The sequence below is a fragment of the Pseudomonas lijiangensis genome, assembly GCF_018968705.1.
GTDB classification, from domain to species: Bacteria; Pseudomonadota; Gammaproteobacteria; order Pseudomonadales; family Pseudomonadaceae; genus Aquipseudomonas; species Aquipseudomonas lijiangensis.
Genome location: NZ_CP076668.1, coordinates 4,917,075 through 4,935,900 on the forward strand (window position 1 = coordinate 4,917,075; position 18,826 = coordinate 4,935,900).

15 protein-coding genes and 4 tRNA genes are annotated in these 18,826 nt (G+C 58.4%); 8 read left to right on the forward strand and 11 right to left on the reverse strand.

Annotated features, from left to right (window positions below; all coding sequences use genetic code 11):
• The first annotated feature begins 118 nt into the window (after positions 1-118).
• Entirely contained in the window at positions 119-469 is a 351-nt protein-coding gene (locus KQP88_RS20565) for a hypothetical protein (RefSeq protein WP_216704050.1), read from the forward strand.
• Between the two features lie 714 nt (positions 470-1,183).
• Here KQP88_RS20565 and KQP88_RS20570 read toward each other — a convergent pair.
• The 3 genes from KQP88_RS20570 to KQP88_RS20580 all read right to left on the reverse strand — a co-directional run bounded on the left by KQP88_RS20570 (position 1,184) and on the right by KQP88_RS20580 (position 6,317).
• On the reverse strand, positions 1,184-2,605 hold the full coding sequence (locus tag KQP88_RS20570) for an HlyD family type I secretion periplasmic adaptor subunit (RefSeq protein ID WP_216704051.1): 1,422 nt from the start codon (positions 2,603-2,605) through the stop codon (positions 1,184-1,186).
• Positions 2,598-4,760, reverse strand: coding sequence for a type I secretion system permease/ATPase (locus KQP88_RS20575; protein ID WP_322973009.1), 2,163 nt, complete (start codon positions 4,758-4,760; stop codon positions 2,598-2,600). Before KQP88_RS20575 ends, KQP88_RS20570 begins: the two co-directional genes overlap by 8 nt.
• Positions 4,761-4,910: 150 nt before the next feature.
• Entirely contained in the window at positions 4,911-6,317 is a 1,407-nt protein-coding gene (locus KQP88_RS20580; protein ID WP_198727939.1) for a TolC family outer membrane protein, read from the reverse strand.
• A 199-nt stretch (positions 6,318-6,516) separates the two neighbouring features.
• On the opposite strand from KQP88_RS20580, the gene KQP88_RS20585 reads away from it, so the two are divergent.
• The 4 genes from KQP88_RS20585 (at position 6,517) to KQP88_RS20600 (ending at position 9,227) form a co-directional block, all read left to right on the forward strand.
• Positions 6,517-7,146 carry a DUF1780 domain-containing protein gene (locus KQP88_RS20585; protein WP_025261843.1) on the forward strand — a complete coding sequence of 210 codons (630 nt, stop codon included), beginning with the start codon at positions 6,517-6,519 and terminating at the stop codon, positions 7,144-7,146.
• The gene (locus KQP88_RS20590) at positions 7,143-7,652 is read left to right on the forward strand and encodes an MOSC domain-containing protein (RefSeq protein WP_216704052.1); all 510 of its coding nucleotides are present in this window, start codon (positions 7,143-7,145) and stop codon (positions 7,650-7,652) included. The genes KQP88_RS20585 and KQP88_RS20590 overlap by 4 nt, the downstream gene beginning before the upstream one ends.
• Before the next feature lie 36 nt (positions 7,653-7,688).
• Positions 7,689-7,862 (forward strand): DUF3094 family protein, encoded by a 174-nt coding sequence (locus KQP88_RS20595; RefSeq protein ID WP_216704053.1) that lies wholly within the window; start codon positions 7,689-7,691, stop codon positions 7,860-7,862.
• 66 nt (positions 7,863-7,928) lie between these two features.
• A complete protein-coding gene (locus tag KQP88_RS20600; protein WP_216704054.1) occupies positions 7,929-9,227 on the forward strand; it encodes an NAD(P)/FAD-dependent oxidoreductase in 1,299 nt (432 codons plus the stop codon).
• A gap of 146 nt (positions 9,228-9,373) precedes the next feature.
• Here the strand turns inward: KQP88_RS20600 and KQP88_RS20605 are convergent, their stop codons facing one another.
• The 8 genes from KQP88_RS20605 to rluD form a co-directional block, all read right to left on the reverse strand.
• Positions 9,374-10,273, reverse strand: a complete 900-nt coding sequence (locus tag KQP88_RS20605) for a DMT family transporter (RefSeq protein WP_200994672.1) — start codon at positions 10,271-10,273, stop codon at positions 9,374-9,376.
• Between the two features lie 187 nt (positions 10,274-10,460).
• A tRNA-Pro gene (locus tag KQP88_RS20610) sits at positions 10,461-10,537 on the reverse strand.
• Between the two features lie 95 nt (positions 10,538-10,632).
• A tRNA-Lys gene (locus KQP88_RS20615) sits at positions 10,633-10,708 on the reverse strand.
• Between the two features lie 5 nt (positions 10,709-10,713).
• Positions 10,714-10,790 (reverse strand) — tRNA-Pro (locus tag KQP88_RS20620).
• A gap of 29 nt (positions 10,791-10,819) precedes the next feature.
• Positions 10,820-10,895: transfer RNA gene (locus KQP88_RS20625), tRNA-Asn, on the reverse strand.
• A gap of 300 nt (positions 10,896-11,195) precedes the next feature.
• Positions 11,196-13,760, reverse strand: coding sequence for an ATP-dependent chaperone ClpB (gene clpB / locus KQP88_RS20630; RefSeq protein WP_216704055.1), 2,565 nt, complete (start codon positions 13,758-13,760; stop codon positions 11,196-11,198).
• Positions 13,761-13,906: 146 nt separating this feature from the next.
• Entirely contained in the window at positions 13,907-14,635 is a 729-nt protein-coding gene (pgeF, locus tag KQP88_RS20635; protein WP_216704056.1) for a peptidoglycan editing factor PgeF, read from the reverse strand.
• Entirely contained in the window at positions 14,632-15,594 is a 963-nt protein-coding gene (gene rluD, locus KQP88_RS20640; protein ID WP_025261857.1) for a 23S rRNA pseudouridine(1911/1915/1917) synthase RluD, read from the reverse strand. Before rluD ends, pgeF begins: the two co-directional genes overlap by 4 nt.
• Before the next feature lie 149 nt (positions 15,595-15,743).
• Between rluD and KQP88_RS20645 the strand changes: the two genes are divergently transcribed.
• The 3 genes from KQP88_RS20645 to KQP88_RS20655 all read left to right on the forward strand — a co-directional run bounded on the left by KQP88_RS20645 (position 15,744) and on the right by KQP88_RS20655 (position 18,824).
• Positions 15,744-16,766 (forward strand): outer membrane protein assembly factor BamD, encoded by a 1,023-nt coding sequence (locus tag KQP88_RS20645; protein WP_025261858.1) that lies wholly within the window; start codon positions 15,744-15,746, stop codon positions 16,764-16,766.
• Positions 16,767-17,002: 236 nt separating this feature from the next.
• A complete protein-coding gene (locus KQP88_RS20650; protein WP_260406260.1) occupies positions 17,003-17,242 on the forward strand; it encodes a PP0621 family protein in 240 nt (79 codons plus the stop codon).
• The gene (locus tag KQP88_RS20655) at positions 17,232-18,824 is read left to right on the forward strand and encodes a sensor histidine kinase (RefSeq protein ID WP_200994675.1); all 1,593 of its coding nucleotides are present in this window, start codon (positions 17,232-17,234) and stop codon (positions 18,822-18,824) included. Before KQP88_RS20650 ends, KQP88_RS20655 begins: the two co-directional genes overlap by 11 nt.
• Positions 18,825-18,826 lie beyond the last annotated feature (2 nt).

Below are 18,826 nucleotides of genomic sequence, written 5' to 3' on the forward strand. Positions count from 1 at the left end.
CTGTCGCGGTAATGATATTACCGTTATTTCCATAGCCGCTTTCGACACTCTGTAACCCGATACCGGTAATTCCCAGCTCGTCTAGAGTCTTGAGCTCTGACGTCTGAGAAATACCGTCTTGGTTAGCATCACGCCAAACCTTGACCAAGTTAAAGTTCTCATCCGCTACGTCAAACATGCCGTCGGCGTTACTGTCCAGATCAGCCAGAGCTTCAAAGCCGTTAGTGGCCTTGACACCATTGGACATCACCCGGTCCACACCAAACAACTCAGTACCATTATTGATAATGTTGTCGCCATTGAGGTCCATGACCAGCAAGCCGTCATCGGAGCCTACCCACCCTGTACCGGTCTTATGACCGTCGCCATCATGATCGAAAACAATTCCGACATTGCTGGATACCGTTTCGATTCCGTCACCGTCAAGATCAAGAATCAAAGGGTCGACAAACTGAAGCGCAGCACTTAACTGGGAATAAGTACCAAAACCGACTCCTGGATGTCCAAGTTTCTGTTTTAGCCACTCAGCGTGAGACAATTCTGACTGCGAATCAATCCATTCGCCACGCGTTTTCATGAGTTGACCGGTCCACGACCCTTCTACCAAGTTATAGAAAGACTCCGCAATATCAGTGAGACTCTGACCTGCAATTTTTGCCCCTTGTTCAGTTTCCAGGGTCCAACCGCCCTCAGGGGTATAGGTCGCTTTCGGTTGCCCTGTCAGTTCTATCGCACCATAGGGACTTTTTATGCCGATTTCGGGTCCGGATATTTCTGCCTTGGTCAGAGTGGCACCACTACCGTTCACCTGCCCAGACAGCTCTACCGAAGCGCCGCCAGGCAGGCCAACAGAGATACCAACCTCCCCGTTTCCATTACCTTTTACCGTTGTATTACCTGCTCCCCAAGTATAGGAAATATCTCCACCAGAATATCCGATCTCATTACCATTTTTATCTGAAATCTTGATATCTCCGCCGGTACCAATATTCAGAGTATTTCCTGCCGAATCTTTGACCGTAATACCGTCAGTCCCAATCGACACGCCCATAACCAAACTCCTTTTTAAGATAGAGATTAAACCTGTTAACCAGCACTGGCATCACGATCCCAAGATCGCAGAAGCACACCAAACACAACTAAACGCTCAGTAAAAAACAGCCACTAGAAGCGAAACATTAAACTAACGCTCCCTCAAACTTTCCTGTGCATGCTGCTGCAACGGACTCAAGAAATACTCAATCACCCGCCGCTTATTCGTCTTCACTTCCGCCGTCACCGCCATACCCGGCGACAACTTGATGTCCGTGCCATTGATATTCAGCGTGTCGCTGTTGAGGCGGATCTTGCTGCTGTAGATCAAGCCGCGTTTTTCGTCTTCGATGGCGTCGTTGGAGACGCTGATGACTTCGCCTTCGATGGTGCCGTATTTGGTGAAGGTGAAGGTTTCGACTTTGACGGTGACGGGCTGGCCGGCGCGGACGAAGCCGACGTCCTTGTTTTCCAGCATGGCTTCCACTTCCACCGGCTGGCCATCGGGGACGAGGACCATCAGGGGTTGTGCGGGGGTGACGACGCCGCCGACGGTGTGGACGTTCAGTTGCTGAACGGTGCCGTCCACCGGGGCTTCGAGGGTGGTGAGGTCTTCCTGGTAGCGGGCTTTGGTCAGGTCCTGGCTGAAGGCCGCGATTTTCTGGTCGGCCTGTTGCAGCAGGTCGAGCATGGCGCGGCGGGTTTGGGCTACCACGCCTTCGCGGCGGCGTTCGGCTTCCTGGCGGGCGGCGGTGGATTGCAGCACGCTGGCTTGCTGGACGCTGAGCTGGCGTTCGAGGTCGAGGCGGGCTTGTTCCTTTTCCAGGTAGGCGTGGCGGGCGATGTATTGTTTTTGCAGGAGGCTTTCGTAGTCGTTGGCCAGTTTGGTGGCGATGGGCAGGGTTTTCTGCAGGCTCGCGACCTGGATGCGGGCGGCCTGGATATCGGCCTGGCGTTGCTGGATTTCGGCTTCGACCAGGTCAAGGCTGCTGCGGTATTCCTGATATTGGCCTTGCAGCCAGCGCTCGGCGGCCAGCACGTGTTCGGGGTCGGCTTCGGGGATGGTGCCCGTCAGGTCCCGAGGCGGTTTGCGCTGGTTGATGGCGTCGAGCATGGCAGCAGCGCGGGCGCTGTCGATGCGGGCTGCCAGCAAGTCGCTGCGTACGCGGCCCACATCGGCATCGGCTGCGGTGGAATCCAGCTCCAATAGCAACTGACCAGCCTTGACCGACTGCCCGTCACGCACATGAATCGCCTTGACCACCGCCGTCTCGCTGGACTGGATGGTTTTGGTCTTGCCACTGGGGATGATCTTGCCACTGGCCGTGGCCACCACATCGATCCGGCCCAGGCAGGCCCAGAGCAAGGCCAGGGTGGCAAACCCCATGATTCCCCACATGAAGATCCGCGGCGCGGGGTGGCTGGGTTTGTCCTGCAACTCAAGAGCGGCGGGCAAAAACTGCACTTCATGGGCCAGACGCCTGGGAGCATCCATCTCATGGCGACGACGCCAGGACTGGCGCCATACCCGACGATAACGTTGCAGCAATCCGTTGGATTCGGCGTTAGACATGACCACCTCCTTGCTGCAGACGATGCAGACGTGAGTAATGGCCGGCCTGATGCGTCAGCAGTTCGGCGTGGGTGCCTTGCTCGACGATCTGTCCGCGATCGACGACCACGATACGATTGGCTTCGCGCACCGCCGACAGACGGTGGGCGATGATGATGACGGTGCGGCCTTTGCAGATGGCCTGCATGTTCTGCTGGACGATGCGCTCGGACTCATAATCCAGGGCGCTGGTGGCTTCGTCGAAAATCAGGATGCGCGGGTTGCCCATCAAGGCCCGGGCGATGGCGATACGTTGGCGTTGGCCACCCGAAAGCGAGGCACCGTGCTCGCCGACCATGGTGTCGTAGCCTTCCGGCAGTTCCAGAATGAAGTCATGGGCACCGGCCAGTCTGGCCATTTGCATGACGGTTTCCAGCGGCGCACCGGCATCGCTCAGGGCGATGTTTTCGCGAATGCTGCGGTTGAACAGCATGTTGTCTTGCAGCACCACACCGATCTGGCGACGAAGCGAGGAAACGTCAGCCAGAGCGAGGTCCATGCCATCCACCAGCACGCGGCCCCGCTCCGGTACGTAAAGCCGCTGCAACAGGCGCGTCAGGGTGCTTTTGCCGGAACCGGAGCGCCCGACGACGCCAATCACCTGACCCGGCATGATGGTGAGATTGATGCCGCGCAGGATCTCCGAACCGTCCGGGCGATAGCGGAAGTGGACCTGATCGAACTCGATGCGGCCCTTGATGGGTGGCAAGGCGCTGCGGGTGGCCTGGGAGAGTTCGTTACGGGTATTGAGGATGTCGCCCAGACGCTGGACGGAAACACCGGTCTGCTGGAAGTTGGTCCACAGTTGCGCCAGACGCATGATCGGCTGGGCCACACGCCCGGCCAGCATATTGAATGCAATCAGTTGACCCACCGAAAGCTGGCCATCGATCACCAGACGTGCACCGAACCAAAGGGTCGCGACAGTGACCAGCTTGCCGATCAGGGAGACGCTTTCGTTGGCGATGGTCGACAGGTTCTGGGTCTTGAAACCGGCAGAGACATAGCCCGCGAGCTGGTTATCCCATTTGCGGATAGCCTGGGGCTCGACAGCCATGGACTTGAGGGTATCAATGCCGTTGACGGTTTCCACCAGGAAGGCCTGGTTCTCGGCACCACGGGCAAAGCTGTCATTGAGGCGCTTGCGCAGCACCGGGGTAATCAGCACCGACACCAGCACGTAAAGCGGCAACGACAGCAAGACGATCAGGGTCAGCCAGCCGCTGTAGTAGAACATCACGCCGATGAACACCACCGAGAACAGCACATCCAGCAGCAGGGTGATGGCATTGCCTGTCAGGAAGTTGCGGATGTTTTCCAGCTCACGCACCCGCGCCACGGAATCGCCGACACGGCGCGCCTGAAAGTACGACAGCGGCAAGGTAATCAGATGACGGAACAGTTTCGAGCCCAGTTCCACGTCAATGCGGCTGGCCGTGTGGGCAAACACATAGGTGCGCAAACCCGACAGCGCTGACTCGAACAGCATGACGCCTGCCAGACCGATGGCAATAACGTCCAGCGTCGTCAGGCCGTGGTGCACCAGCACCTTGTCCATGACCACCTGAAAGAACAGCGGCGTGATCAGGGAGAATATCTGCAAAACGAAGGACACCAGCATCACTTCGCCCAGCAGCTTGCGGTATTTGACGATGGCCGGGATGAACCAGGTGAAGTCGAAGCGTGAAGACTCCCCCGGCGTGCCGGCTTCCGAACGGATCAGCACCAACTGACCGGTCCAGCGCTCCTGCAAGGCCTCGAAGGTAATGACTTCGGGGCGCTGGGCAAGCGGATCGTGAATCAGCGCCTTGCCTTGATCCAGACGCGCAATGATAAAGAAGCCGCCATTGTTATCCGCCGCAATGGCAGGCAGTGGCGTGCGATCCAGACGTTCTGTGGTGGTTTTGGCGGCCTTGGCTTTAAGACCGAGCTTGCGGGCGGCCAGCAGCAGGCTGTCCAGGGACAGGTTCTGGTCAGGACTGCCAAATTCATGGGCAAGTTGATCGGATGAAGCGGCTACCTGATGGAAGCGCGCCAGCATGACCAGCGAGGCCAGGCCAGTGTCGAGGCGCGGGGCGCTTTCAGGCACCGCAGTGCCCATTTCTGAATCGTTCATAGCGCTTCCCTGCTGATATGCCAGCTTGGCTGGGCAAATCTGATCAACTTGTTGAACAATGGCAATACGCCACTGTGATGGATATCACATTTTGAAAAACTAATGTATCGGCATCGATACTTTTGAACTACACGCCGTCGAAAAACCCGCTCAAAGCCCGGGCGGCAGGAAATCCCGGGCCGGGTTGTAGTCCTGTTTCAGGTAGAGGGCGAGCGTCTTGAGGTCATCAGGGCTAAGGGTGCCGGCAGCCTGTTTGAGCTTGAGATTGTCGAGAATGTAGTCATAGCGGGCATCGTTGTAGTCGCGGACTGCCGCGTACAACTGACGCTGGGCATTGAGCACATCGGCAATATTGCGCGAGCCGACATCCACACCGACCTGGTTGGCTTCCACGGACTTCTGGCCGGACACGATGCTTTGCCGACGGGCCGTGATTTGCTCTATCCCGGCGTTGATCCCGCGAAAGGCATTGCGCGTGTTCAACACCACTTCCCGACGACGGTCTTCCTGTTCGTCCTGGCTCTGATAAAGACGCTCGGTGGACTCCTTGATCTGGGAGTTGGTCATCCCGCCCGAATAAAGAGGAATGGTGAGTTCGATACCGATGCTGCTTTGCGCAACCTTTTCGCGATAGCCGTTACTGCCGAAGTCGGTAGGGTTGCTGTAGCCAAAACTGTCGTTGTCGCCCTTGCGGTAGGAGGCTACGGCGTCGATGGTCGGCGCATGCCCGGCCTTGCGCTGGTTGAGCGTCTGTTCGGCGGCACTGACCGCATGCTCGCTGGCCTGCAGCTCCAGGTTCTGCCGCACGGCGGTATCCACCCAGGCGCGAGCATCATTGGGGACCGGCGCCTCGACCGGGAGTTGATGGCCCATGCCGGCAATCGAGGTGTAGGTGTGTTTGGTCAGGCGCTCCAGTGCCTCGTAGGCATCGTCCACCCTTCGCTGTACCTGCTGACGGTTGGCGCGGGCATTGTCATAGGCAGCCTGGGCGTCATACACGTCGGTGATACTCGAAGCGCCATCTTCCAGACGCCCCTGGGCCTGGTCACGCTGGCGCAGCAGTGCGGTTTCTTCAGCCTGGGCAGCGGCAAAGCCGTCCAGTTGGCGCAGGGTTTCAAAGTAGGCCTGGGCGGCCGTCAGCACCAGGGTCTGCTCCTTGGCGGAAAGCTCCAGCTCGGCCTGGCTCACGCTGGATTGGGCAGCCTTCAATTGAAACCAGCGATCGATACGGAACAATGGCTGGTTGAGGTTGGCACGAAAGGTTGTGCCGCTACGCTCGCGGCTCAACGCAGGTTCGTCACGCTCAAGACGAGTCACTTCGGAAGTCGCCCCGGCAGTCAGGTTCGGCAGCAGACCGGCCCGCGCCTGCGGCACCGCTTCGCGCTGGGCCTGGTAGGCGTGACGGGCAGCCGACAATTGCGCATCGTTGAGTGCAGCGGACTGATAAACGCCTAACAGATCGGCATGTTGCCCAGGCAAGTCACGGGACAAAGCAGACCCGCTGTAGGCGCTGGCGCAACACAGGATGACCAGGCCAAGGGAGAAATAGGGATTCATCTACGTTCCATGCGAGAAAGGAATTCCTGAGCGTCATTTAATTGGCTCGCCATGGGTTCGGCGCAAAGAACAAAAGCTTTAGGCAACAAAACCGGTATTTTTTGCAACAGGCCTGCGCCGCGTGAAATCGGTACAAAAAACTCTCGAAACAGCCAAGTCTTTGTTTTTCACGTTCACATTTGGACGCTAAGCTTGGGCCATGGATGACTCAGACTATTTACGCCTGCTCACGAGCCAGGCCGAACAAGCCAACGCCTTCCTTTCCAATGCGCGAAAGTGGGAGCGCGAGCGCTGGGTTTGTGAACGCCTGCTGCAAGGCTTGAACATCCCTCATCGCCACGAAGACTTTCTGCCTGCGGGTCAGGAGCCTCCCGACGTGCTGTTTCGCGACGCCTGTTTCGAGGTGTTCTTTGTGCTGGATGAAGGCCGGCGCCTCAATGATGAGTGGCGCGAGGAACTGGAACGACGACGTAGCGCGTTCTCGCTGAGCCAGTTGGTGCGACGGGAGGCCAAGCCCAAACGCATCCCGGCGTCCGAGCTGCTGCGCAGGCTGGCTCCCACGCTAAGCAAGAAGGCCAGCAATTACCGTGAGCGCGGCCTGAACCTGGGCGAGCTGGATATCATTGCGTTTGCCAGCCTCAAGCGTGAAGTGCTGGATCTCAACAGTCACTTTCCACCACCGACTGAATACCTGCGCCAGGGCTGGCGCTCGTTGTCGCTGGTCGGCCCGACCTTTGCGCGGGTATTGTTTGCCCATCCGGACGCTCCGGATTTTCTGCGGACCAACCTGGGACGCAGTGTCGTCTTCGATGTTGGAATCAGTTTATGAGCCCCCTGCAAGAACTGCTGGCCGATGTACCTCAACAAGGCCGGGTACGCTGGATCGGCGTGCGCCCGCAATCACGCCTCGACATGATCGAACTGGAGGCCGTGGAGGCGCGCCGCGAAGCGGGCCTGACCGGCGACCACTCGCGCCCAGGCCCGCGCAATGCCCGGCAGGTGACGCTGATTCAGTGGGAGCATCTGGCGGTAGTCAGTTCGATATTGGGCAGGCCTGTGGATAACCCCATCGTGCCCCAGGACCTGCGCCGCAATCTGGTCATCAGCGGCATCAACCTGTTCAGCCTCAAAGGCCGGCGATTCAAGGTCGGTCAGGCAATCCTGGAAACCACCGGCTGGTGCCAGCCCTGCGCACGGCTCGAACAACGTCTGGGCCACGGGACTTTCCAGGCCGTACGCGGCCATGGCGGAATCACCGCCCGAGTGATACAAAGTGGAATCATTCGACTGGATGACATGCTGCGAGTCGAACCATTGGAGCCACAAGCGATATAACGCACTGACAGCAGGCAACGTCTGCAAGAGGCAAAAATGAGCAGCCGTCTGAACCCGGACGACCAAAGACGTGTCCAACACTACCTCAACGCCCCCCAGCATCAGGTTGAGCGCAGGCCTTTTCGGCCATGGCTGCTCCTTGTTCTGGTGATTGCCGTGGTCATCGGCCTGGGCTTGCTGAGCCGTTTACTGAGCTATCTGACGCTATGAGCTGCCTTGCGCTCGCGAAGATCGAGCTCCTGCCCCCGAATTCCTTAAACCTTCCGAGTAATCCTTATGACTCATCGTATTGTTATCGTTGGCGGAGGCGCTGGCGGTCTGGAGCTGGCAACCCGTCTGGGTAAAACCCTGGGCAAGAAAGGCACCGCCAGCGTGACGCTGGTGGACGCCAATCTGACGCACATCTGGAAACCCCTGCTGCATGAAGTGGCCGCCGGTTCGCTCAACTCCTATGAAGACGAACTGAACTACGTGGCCCAGGCCAAGTGGAACAACTTCCAGTTCCAGCTCGGGCGCATGACCGGTCTGGATCGTGAAAATCGCCAGATTCATCTGGCTGCCACCCAGGACGAAAACGGCGCAGAACTGGTGCCGGCCCGCAGCCTGGGTTACGACTCGCTGGTACTGGCAGTTGGCAGCACCACCAACGACTTCGGCACCCAGGGTGCGGCCGAACACTGTCTGTTTCTGGACAGCCGCAAGCAGGCCGAACGCTTCCACCAGCAGTTGCTCAATCATTACCTGCGCGCCCACGCCGGCCAGGCCGACAGCACTCAGGAAATCACCGTGGCCATCGTCGGCGCAGGCGCAACCGGTGTGGAACTGGCCGCCGAGCTGCACAACGCCGCCCATGAGCTGGCATCTTATGGATTGGGCCAGATCAAACCGGAAAACCTGCGCATCACCGTGATCGAAGCCGGGCCACGGGTTCTGCCTGCCTTGCCTGAGCGCATTGGCGCGCCGGTGCATAAAACCCTGGAGAAACTGGGCGTGACAGTGCTGACCAACTCGGCGGTCAGCGAAGTGACGGCAGAAGGCCTGGTCACGGCCAGCGGCCAGGTCATTCCGGCAGTCCTGAAAGTCTGGGCGGCAGGCATTCGGGCTCCGGCCTTCCTGCATGAACTCGACGGGCTGGAAAGCAACCGCATCAACCAGCTGCAAGTGCTGCCGACTCTGCAGACCACCCGGGATGAAAACATCTTCGCCTTTGGCGACTGCGCCGCCTGCCCACAGAAAGGCACCGACCGCAACGTCCCGCCCCGCGCCCAGGCCGCTCACCAGCAGGCCTCGTTGCTGGTCAAGTCCCTGCGCCTGCGGATCGAAGGCAAGGCACTGCCGGAGTACACCTACAAGGATTACGGCTCACTGATTTCCCTGTCGAGCTTCTCGGCGGTGGGTAACCTGATGGGGAATCTGATGGGCAGCGTAATGCTGGAAGGCTGGCTGGCGCGCATGTTCTACATCTCGCTGTACCGCATGCACCAGATGGCGCTGTATGGCGCCTTCCGCACCTTGATGCTGATGCTGGGCAGCAAGATCGGCAAGGGAACCGAGCCGCGGATGAAGTTGCACTAAGAAGCGTTGCTCAAGAATGAATTCGCCCTGCACACCGTAGGAGCGAATTCATTCGCGAAGCATCATTAAGGACGATACATCTTCTTCGGATGTACCGGCCTCTCGCGAATAAATTCGCTCCCACAGAACCTGGTGCGAAAAAATTATTACTTTGCGGCCACAAGTGCAGGCGGGTCATTCTTTTTCAGCGCAAAGAGCAGACCGGCCATGATGCACAGCGCTCCAATGGTGCCAACAACCCCCAGTGACTCACCAAACAGGACAAATGCAAAGAGTGTGGCGAAAAGCGGGTCGCTGGTTTCAATGATCTGCACTTTGCTCGCCTCCCCTTCATCCACGGCCTTGGTCGTGCAATAGAAGCCGCCAATAGTGGGTAGTAATATCAAGGCTGCGATAGCCAGAAGAGCCATACCACCAGGAATGGCAAAACCCTCTTTCAGTAAAGGCACCAGCAGATACAGGCTGCCAAAACCAAAAAGCCAGGCCAGTTGCGGCAATCCACTGCCAATGTTCATCAGCTTGGAACTGAATATGAACAAGGCATACCCCAGCCCGCCCAGCAAGGCCAAGGTGATGCCGAGGTAGCTACCGCTGATATCGCCTTCATAGCTCAAAATCAGGTAGACACCCGCCAGGATGGTTCCAAAAGCGACGATCTTGTTCAGACCGATTCGCTCACCCAGGAACAGCGCAGACAGGATGATGGTCATACCGCCCGCGGCATAAAGCAGAAAAGCCACCAGCGGTATGGAAGCCTCTTCAAAAGCCCAGGTTTCAAAAAAGTAGAGGCAGAATATTCCCAGAAAGGCGAGCAAGGCGAATTGCGGCCACTTGCTGGCCAGCGCCAGAGTTTCACGCCTGCGCTTCTGATTGACGACACAGTAGAGGGCAATGACGAGGAAAGCACCGAAGCACTTCCAGAATGCGATCTGATTGGAGGTCGCCCCGTGTGCGAAGCCCATCCGGGTGAACACACCGATAGTGCCATTCAGAATCGCGGCAATCAGTGCAAAAAATTCGGGACGTTTGAGTAAGCTGGTGCTCATGAATATTCCTTACCTGGAAATGGAGTAGCCGCGTATTCAGTGAGAACGACGGCAATGCTTCCTTGCTTCATGCGATGACTTTTATCACGCGCAAAAGAAAAATGCCCGGTCTTAGCGTTCAAGCTAAAGCCAGGCATCTTTCAGTTAGCATCAGGAGCATGATTGAAACCTGCTTCTGCGCTGAATATGGTCGGGGTAAGGGGATTCGAACTCCTGACATCCTGCTCCCAAAGCAGGCGCGCTACCGGACTGCGCTATACCCCGTTGAAATCAAGACACCTCAACAAGCTGCCTTCGATCTGATACAACTGGCATCAGATCTGTAAGATTCGGCTTCAAAGATACTTTGGAGCCAAAAATGGTGGGTCGTGTAGGATTCGAACCTACGACCAATTGGTTAAAAGCCAACTGCTCTACCAACTGAGCTAACGACCCAAATATGGTCGGGGTAAGGGGATTCGAACTCCTGACATCCTGCTCCCAAAGCAGGCGCGCTACCGGACTGCGCTATACCCCGACTGAAACTGCATTGAACCTTGTGAAATCTGGCTCCACGACCTGGACTCGAACCAGGGACCCAGTGATTAACAGTCACTTGCTCTACCAACTGAGCTATCGCGGAACTTTGGATTTCAGATTCAACTTACTGCATTGAATCAACTCGCTGTTAACTCGTTAATTCAACCTCTTTGACCTTGATCGCCTCGTTTGCAACGTTGCGTTCACGTCTCTGAGGCGCGCTATTCTACATTTTCAAAAACACCTGTCAACCCTCTAAATTGCTTTTAAGACAATGATTTGCGATTTTTTTTCAGATCCCCTGCACACCACCCGCAAACCCGATTTTCTGCCCCGCCAGCCAGCACGATAAAAAAGGGCCCTCACCTGGAGAGCCCTTGCGTTCAGCTATATATAGAAGCGATCAGCCAAACACGATCTCGCCATCCACCACCTTGCCGGTGATGCTGGAGCCAGGCACAAAGCTGCCCGACAGGATCAGTTGGGCCAGCGGGTTTTCGATCCAGCGCTGAATCGCACGCTTGAGAGGCCGTGCGCCATACACAGGGTCGTAGCCAATGGCGATCAGCTTGTCGAGAGCTTCCGGACTCAGGGTCAGGGAAAGCTCGCGCTCGGCAAGACGGCTGCGCAGACGTCCCAGCTGGATTTCCGTGATACCTGCGATCTGATCCCGGGCCAGCGGCTCGAAAATCACCACTTCATCGATCCGGTTGATGAACTCCGGACGGAAATGCGTGCTGACCGCATCCATCACCGCAGCGCGCTGGGCTTCACGATCACCCACCAGTTCCTGGATCTGCGCCGAGCCCAGGTTGGAGGTCATGACGATCACGGTATTACGGAAATCCACCGTACGGCCATGGCTGTCTGTCAGGCGTCCATCCTCCAGCACTTGCAGCAGGATGTTGAAGACATCGGTGTGGGCCTTTTCGACCTCATCGAGCAGGATCACCGAATACGGCTTGCGACGCACCGCCTCGGTCAGATAACCGCCCTCTTCATAGCCGACATAACCCGGTGGCGCACCGATCAGGCGAGCGACGGAGTGTTTCTCCATGAACTCGGACATATCGATCCGCACCATGGCCTCTTCGGTATCGAACAGGAATTCCGCCAGCGCCTTGCACAGCTCGGTCTTGCCGACACCGGTCGGGCCCAGGAACATGAACGAACCGCTCGGACGATTGGGATCGGACAGCCCGGCACGAGAACGACGCACGGCACTGGCCACCGCCACAACGGCTTCGCTCTGGCCGATGACGCGCTTGTGCAGCAGGCTTTCCATCTTAAGCAGCTTTTCACGCTCGCCTTCGAGCATTTTCGAGACAGGAATGCCGGTCCACTTGGAAACGACTTCGGCAATTTCCTCCTCGGTCACGCGGCTGCGCAGCAACTGGTTTTCCGGCTTGCCGTGCTGATCGACCATTTGCAGGCTGCGTTCCAGATCCGGAATGATGCCGTACTGCAATTCAGCCATGCGATTCAGGTCACCGCGACGGCGTGCCGCCTCCAGCTCCTGGCGCGACTGCTCGATTTTCTGCTGGATCTGAGCCGAGCCCGTCACTTCAGCCTTCTCCGAAGCCCAGACTTCTTCGAGATCGGCGTATTCACGTTCCAAACGCTCGATATCGAGTTGCAGCTTCTCCAGACGCTTGATCGCGGCTTCGTCCTTTTCCTTCTTGAGGGCCTGGGATTCGACCTTCAACTGGATCAGGCGACGCTCAAGACGATCCAGCACCTCAGGCTTGGAGTCGATTTCCATGCGAATACGGCTGGCGGCTTCGTCGATCAGGTCGATGGCCTTGTCCGGCAACTGGCGGTCGGTGATATACCGATGGCTCAGCTTGGCAGCAGCGATGATCGCACCGTCGGTAATCCCGACTTTATGGTGAACCTCATAACGCTCTTTCAAGCCACGCAGAATGGCGATGGTGTCTTCTTCGCTGGGCTCTTCCACCAGCACTTTCTGGAAGCGACGCTCAAGGGCAGCGTCCTTCTCTATATATTGGCGATACTCGTTGAGCGTGGTCGCACCGACGCAATGCAGCTCGCCACGGGCCAGAGCGGGCTTGAGCATATTGCCCGCATCCATCGAACCCTCGCCTTTACCGGCGCCGACCATGGTGTGCAGTTCGTCGATGAACAGGATGATCTGGCCTTCCTGTTTGCTCAGTTCATTAAGCAGCGACTTCAGGCGCTCCTCGAACTCGCCACGGTATTTGGCACCGGCAATCAATGCGCCCATATCCAGGGACAGCAGACGCTTGCCTTTGAGGCCGTCCGGCACTTCGCCGTTGATGATGCGCTGCGCCAGACCTTCGGCAATGGCGGTCTTGCCCACGCCAGGCTCGCCGATCAGCACCGGGTTGTTCTTGGTACGCCGTTGCAGGACCTGAATGGTCCGGCGAATCTCGTCGTCTCGCCCGATCACCGGGTCAAGCTTGCCTTCTTCGGCGCGCTTGGTCAGGTCAACGGTGTACTTGTCCAGAGCCTGACGCGACTCCTCGACGTTGGGGTCATTGATCGCGCCGTCACCGCGCAGGTTATTGATGGCGTTCTCGAGAGCCTTCTTGCTCACGCCCTGACCGAGCAACAACTTGCCCAGCTTGCTGTTCTCGTCCATGGCTGCGAGCAGCACCAGCTCACTGGAAATGAACTGGTCGCCCTTCTGTTGCGCCAGACGATCAGCCTGATTGAGCAGGCGCGCCAGGTCCTGGGACATGTTAACGTCGCCGGTAGGGTTCTGGATCTTCGGCAGATGGTCGAGCTCTTTACTCAACTCCTTGCGCAGGCTGTTGATGTCAAAACCTACCTGCAGCAATAGAGGCTTGATGGAGCCGCCTTGCTGTTCGAGCAGGGCATGCATCAAGTGCGCGGGCTCAATGGCTGGATGATCCATGCCAACGGCCAGCGATTGGGAATCTGATAAGGCCAGTTGCAATTTGCTGGTCAATCTATCGATACGCATTAGTCACCTTCCTTCAGAGCAGGCCGGAGCAATGAACACACCTATAACGAAAACCTGCTGGATAGTCAGTTAGATGCGGACGATTCTGCGGGTTTCAAGTTTGACTTGATTGATGCATGTCAGCCTGACGCTCAAGCGGACTGCAATCAGGCTTGATCGATCCAGATCAGCGAGGCGAAACGGCCAGTGATGGCGCTGCGGCGGTAGGAAAAGAAACGCGCGTCAGTGAAGGTATCCAGCCCGCCACCATGGACTGATAAAACACCATAGGCGGCAAGGCGCAAACGCGCAAGGGCGTAGATATCGGCCATGAAACGCCCGGCGTTGACGCTTGGGATAAAGGCATCGGCCGTTTGCGGATGGGTCGCCATGAAGGTTTCACGGACTTCCGGGCCGACCTCGAAAGAAGGCTGCCCGATGGCCGGGCCGAGCCAGACCATGATGTCGTCGGGGGCAACACGCAAACTGTCGGCCGTTGCCTCGAGTACACCTGCCGCAAGCCCCCGCCAGCCGGCATGAGCCGCGGCGACACGAGTTCCCTCGCGATTGCAGAACAACGCAGGAAGGCAATCGGCGGTCATGATGGTGCAGGCAATGCCCGGCGTGTCGGTCCAGCTTGCGTCGGCTTCGGCCACCGAAGCAGGATCGGCATGCGCCACAGCGACGCCGTGCACCTGACGCAACCAGGCAGGCTGCACCTTCAGTTGCGACGACAGGTATTGGCGGTTGCTGACGACCGCTTGCGGGTTGTCACCCACGTGATCGCCCAGGTTGAAGCTGTCGAACGGCGCCTGGCTGGCCCCGCCCGAGCGGGTGGTGATGCAGGATCTGACGTGCGCAGGCGCAGGCCAGTCTGGAATCAGCCAGTCACTCACCCGACAAACGCCTCACGGTCCTGCTTGAGCAGCGACAGCAGCCAGACGAAATCGTCAGGCAGCGGCGACTCCCAGCTCATGCGCTGACCTGTTACCGGGTGATCCAGCTCGAGGAAACGGGCATGCAGTGCCTGGCGCGGGAACGTCTTCAGCGACTCGACCATGGTCTGGCTGGCCGCTGGCGGGATACGGAAGCGACCGCCATAGGCAGGATCGCCCACCAACGGGTAGTTGATGTGCGCCATGTGTACGCGGATCTGGTGAGTACGACCGGTTTCCAGCTTGACCCGCACATGAGTGTGGGAGCGGAAGCGCTCAAGTACACGGTAATGGCTCACCGCCTGCTTGCCGCCTTCCATCACTGCCATGCGCTGACGCTGCTGGCCGTGACGCCCGATCGGCGCATCGATCTTGCCGCCAGCGGTGACGACACCGATGACAATGCATTCATAGATGCGGCTGACACTGCGGCTTTGCAGCTGCGTCACCAGTTGGGTCTGGGCCTGGAGCGTCTTGGCGACCACCATCAGGCCTGTGGTGTCCTTGTCCAGACGATGCACGATGCCAGCACGCGGCACGTTGATGATGTCGGGAACATGATGCAGCAAGGCATTGAGCAAGGTGCCGTCGGCATGACCCGCGGCAGGATGCACCACGAGGCCGGCAGGTTTGTTGATCACCAGGATCTGGTCGTCTTCGTAGACGATATCCAGCTCGATATCCTGGGCAACCCACTCGCCCTGAGCTTCCTGCTCGGCGATCAGTTGCAGGACAGAGCCACCGTGAACGATGTCACGCGGGCGCAGGACAGCGCCGTCCACAGTCAGACGGCCGTCCTTGATCCAGGCGGAAAGGCGCGAGCGCGAGTGCTCTGCGAATAATTGTGCGGCGACTTGATCGAGGCGTTGACCGCCCAATTCGGACGGCACCTCTGCGCGAAGTTCTATATTTTCGGACATGGCCAGACTAGAAGGCGGCTAGCCTTTGGTTTCGGCAGCGCGCTTGTGGTTAAATACGGCGTCTTTTGCCCCGCGGGTCTTGCGGGGCGCTCATCATAACAGGACGGCCCCGCCCAAGACAGCAGGCCGTTATAGGGACGCAAGCCGCCATGCAAGTGAAACACCTGCTGCTGATCGCCATCCTCGCACTGACTGCGGCCTGTTCGTCGAAGGAAGTCATCGACGAGAACCTCAGTGAAGTGGAGCTGTACCAGCAGGCGCAGGCCGACCTGGACAACAACAGCTACAACAGCGCCACCGAAAAACTCAAGGCGCTGGAGTCACGCTATCCGTTCGGTCGCTATGCCGATCAGGCACAACTCGAACTGATCTACTCGAACTACAAGAACAGTGAGCCCGAAGCAGCCAAATCCGCTGCCGAGCGCTTCATTCGCCTGCACCCGCAGCACCCCAACGTCGATTACGCGTACTACATGAAGGGCCTGACCTCCTTCGACCAGGACGTCGGCCTGCTGGCGCGCTTCCTGCCGCTGGACCAGACCAAGCGTGACCCGGGCGCTGCACGCGACTCGTTCAACGAGTTCGCCCAACTGACCAGCCGCTACCCGAACAGCCGCTATTCGCCTGACGCCAAGCAGCGCATGATCTACCTGCGCAACCTGCTGGCGGCCTACGAAATTCACGTAGCCGACTACTACCTGACCCGTCAGGCTTATGTCGCCGCCGCCAACCGTGGCCGTTACGTGGTGGAAAACTTCCAGGAGACGCCTTCGGTCGGCGACGGTCTGGCAGTGATGGTCGAGTCCTATCAGCGCCTGCACCTCGACGAGCTGGCAGCCACCAGCCTCGAAGTCCTGAAGACCAACTACCCGAACCACCCGCAACTGGCTGACGGCCAGTTCACGCCTCGTCAGGCCGAAGCCGACAACCGTTCGTGGCTGTCGAAAGCGACGCTGGGCCTGATCAACGGCAGCGCCCCGCTGCCACCGGGCGAAACCCGCGCCAACCAGGACATCCAGAAGCAGTATCAGGATGCCAAGGACGCCATCCCGAAAGAACTGCTGCCGGAAAACCAGGCAGAGCTGGATGAGCAGGCCAGGGAAGCAGAAGAAGCGAAAGGCACCAAAAGCCGCTCCTGGTTCAGCTACATGACATTCGGCATGTTCGACTGAAACCGGTGATGACAACGAAGAGGCCTGCGGGCCTCTTTTTTGTGGGGATCACACTTGTGGGAGCGGATCGGGCGGCGCTCCGCTTATCCGCGATGACATCATTGAAGGCGATGGATTTTCTTTGGATGTACCGGAGTCTTCGCGAATAAATTCGCTCCCACTTCGCGCCTGTACCCTGTCCGCCCGCCTGCTCCTTGGCTACACTGCGAACTCTTCAATCATTAAGCTTGGTAGTCATGATTCGCATAATTATGTGGGTCGCGTTGATCGCGGCAGCGGTGTGGTTCGTCAAGCGCCTGCTCAACCCACCTGATCCGAAAAAACGTGCAGAGCCGCCAGAAGCGGTGGCGTCGCCCATGGTGCGTTGCGCCCATTGTGGCGTTCATCTTCCTCGTGATCGTGCATTGAGCCTGGAACAACAATGGTATTGCAGCGAAGCGCACAGGCTAGAAGGCCCCGCGACTCGTGACCGCTGAGACGCTTTCACTCGGCAGCCCACAAGCGCAACGGATCCTGCGGCTGTATCACCTGTATCGACTGACCATCGGCATTGTGCTGGTGCTGTTGATCTCCAGCGACCTGGACACCGAACTGCTGCAACTGGCCAACCTGAACCTGTTTCGGGCTGGCTGCTGGCTGTATCTGGTGTTCAACATTCTGGTTGTGGTGCTGCTTGAGCGTCCCCGCCATAAAGTCCAACTCTTCAGCCTGGCAGTGACCGATGCGGTGATGCTGTCAGGACTGTTCTATGCAGCGGGCGGCACCTCAAGTGGCATCGGTAACCTGCTGATTGCCTCGGTCGCCATCAGCAATGTTCTGCTGCGAGGCCGCCTCGGGCTGTTGATTGCCGCTGTCTCTGCCATCGGCATCATTTACCTGACGTTCTACATCAGCTTCATCAGCCCGGTTGCCTCCAATGACTATGTGCAGGCCAGCACGCTGGGGGCTCTGTGCTTTGCCGCTGCCCTGCTGGTACAGGCACTGACCGCCCGCATGCAAGTGAGCGAAGTGCTGGCCGAACAGCGTGCCGCCGATGTCGACCAGCTCGAAGAGCTCAATGGCCTGATCCTGCAACGCATGCGCACCGGCATTCTGGTGCTCGACTCGCGCCGTCAGGTGCTGCTGGCCAATCAGGGCGCCTTGAGCCTGCTGGGCCATGAGCAACTGGTCGGTCAGGTCATCGATCAATACTCGCCACAACTGGTGGATCGCCTGCGGCAATGGCTGATCAACCCCATCATGGCACCGCGCAGCATATCGACCTCAGCCATCGGCCCGATCCTGCAACCGAGCTTTGCCGCACTCAACCGCGGCGACCAGCGCCAGACGCTGATCTTTCTGGAAGACCTCTCGCAGGTTGCCCATCAGGCCCAGCAACTGAAGCTTGCAGCACTGGGTCGCCTGACAGCCGGAATCGCCCATGAGATCCGCAACCCGCTGGGCGCTGTCAGCCATGCGGCGCAACTGCTCAATGAATCGGAAGAGCTGTCAGCACCGGACCGGCGACTCGGGCAGATCATTCATGATCAGTCGCGACGCATCAATGTGGTGATCGAGAACGTCCTGCAATTGTCGAGGCGCCGCGAAACCGAGCCCGAACTGCTGGACCTGAAAACCTGGCTGGAGAACTTCGTTGCAGGCTTTCGCAGCTCGGCACCAGCCAACCAGAATGTGCATACCGAGATCGGCCAGGGCATGCTCACCACGCGCATGGACCCGGAGCAATTGAACCAAGTGCTGAGCAACCTGCTGCAGAACGGGCTACGGTACAGCGGTAAACACCATGAAATGGCGCAGGTCTGGCTGAGGCTGTTCCACAACCAGGAAAACGACCTGCCCACCCTGGAAGTGCTCGATAACGGGCCAGGCGTATCCGAACAGCATCTGGCCAAACTCTTCGAGCCGTTTTTCACCACAGAAAGCAAAGGTACCGGCCTTGGCCTCTACCTTTCCCGGGAACTGTGCGAAAGCAACCAGGCGCATCTGGATTACACCCTTCGCCCCGAAGGCGGTAGCTGCATGCGCATCACTTTCGCTCACCCGTTCAAGTTGAGCTGAGC